Annotated in this window: 2 protein-coding genes; both read left to right on the top strand. The window is 41.9% G+C overall.

The window, feature by feature from the left end:
• Nucleotides 1-90: 90 nt before the first annotated feature.
• Nucleotides 91-531 carry a PTS sugar transporter subunit IIA gene (locus tag R7Z49_RS23350; protein ID WP_140249946.1) on the top strand — a complete coding sequence of 147 codons (441 nt, stop codon included), beginning with the start codon at nt 91-93 and terminating at the stop codon, nt 529-531.
• An 11-nt stretch (nt 532-542) separates the two neighbouring features.
• Nucleotides 543-1,285 (top strand): fructose-specific PTS transporter subunit EIIC (locus R7Z49_RS23345; protein WP_318112117.1); only part of this gene is annotated, 743 nt, incomplete at its 3' end.

Genomic DNA, 1,285 nt, shown 5'->3' with positions numbered 1-1,285 from the left:
AAGTATAGTTATTGTATTTTTTTTACTATTTCCGAAAACCACTTCATTAATTAAATTTGACTCATTACTTCAGTACCAATGAGTCACAAAATGATTACAGAACTAACAAACGTCAATTTAATTAAAGGCAATCTTAAAGCAAATAATAAAAAAGAAGTCTTTGAAGAGCTAGCGAAAATGCTATTCGAAAATAATCGAATCAGCAGCAAAGAGGCTTTTTTAACCGACATAGAAGCACGTGAAACATTAAGCGTGACTTCAATGGACGGCATCGCCTACCCACACGCAAAAAGCAAAGCGGTCACAGAGCCTGCAATCGCTGTTGGCGTAAAGCGCGAAGGCATCGAGTATGGCGACGAAGAGGGAGTCAAACCGACCGTATTCTTCATGATTGCTTCACCAGATAACGGTGCCGACCACCATATTTATGTTCTTCAAGAATTATTCGGAAAATTTAGCGAAGAGTTTATTGAAGATATTCATAACGCAAAAGACGAAAACCAAATACTAAATATTTTAATTAATTCATAAGGCGTGAAATTATGAGTACAATCACAGCTCAAGCTACTAATAATAGCTATTTCAAAAAACTACTCAGTACCATGAAAGGTCACCTTTTATTCGGTACTTCTCACATGCTTCCATTTATCGTTGCGGGTGGTGTACTACTGGCGCTGGCGGTAATGGCATCAGGTAAAGGTGCGGTTCCTGCGGACGGTTTATTGGCTGATATTTCTAATATTGGTATTAAAGGTCTGGTGCTGTTCCCAATTATTCTTGGTGGCTTCATTGGTTACTCAATTGCAGACAAACCGGCACTTGCTCCAGCGATGATCTCTTCTGGCATCATGGCTGACATGGGCGGCGGCTTCCTTGGTTGTATCGTAGCGGGCTTCATCGCTGGTGGTGTGGTATTCCAACTTAAGAAGATCCCTCTTTCTGCTAACATGACTGCGTTGGGCGCTTACTTCATCTACCCACTTGTTGGTACGCTTATCTCTGCAGGTATCGTTCTATGGGGTATCGGTGAGCCAATCAAGATCTTCATGGCTTCTATGAACGAATTCCTAGCTTCTATGGCTGGCGCTTCTAAAGTGGTTCTAGGTACGATTCTTGGTGGTATGACTGCATTCGATATGGGCGGTCCAATCAACAAAGTAGCAACGCTATTCGCTCAAACTCAAGTTGATACTCAACCATGGCTAATGGGTGGTGTTGGTATCGCAATCTGTACGCCTCCTCTAGGTATGGCACTAGCAACATTCCTATTCAAGAAGAAGTTCAC

The organism is Vibrio sp. 1562 (assembly GCF_033340155.1).
Classification (GTDB): Bacteria; Pseudomonadota; Gammaproteobacteria; order Enterobacterales; family Vibrionaceae; genus Vibrio; species Vibrio alginolyticus.
Note: the sequence above shows the minus strand (reverse complement) of the source record. Positions and strands in the feature narration are given on the sequence as shown.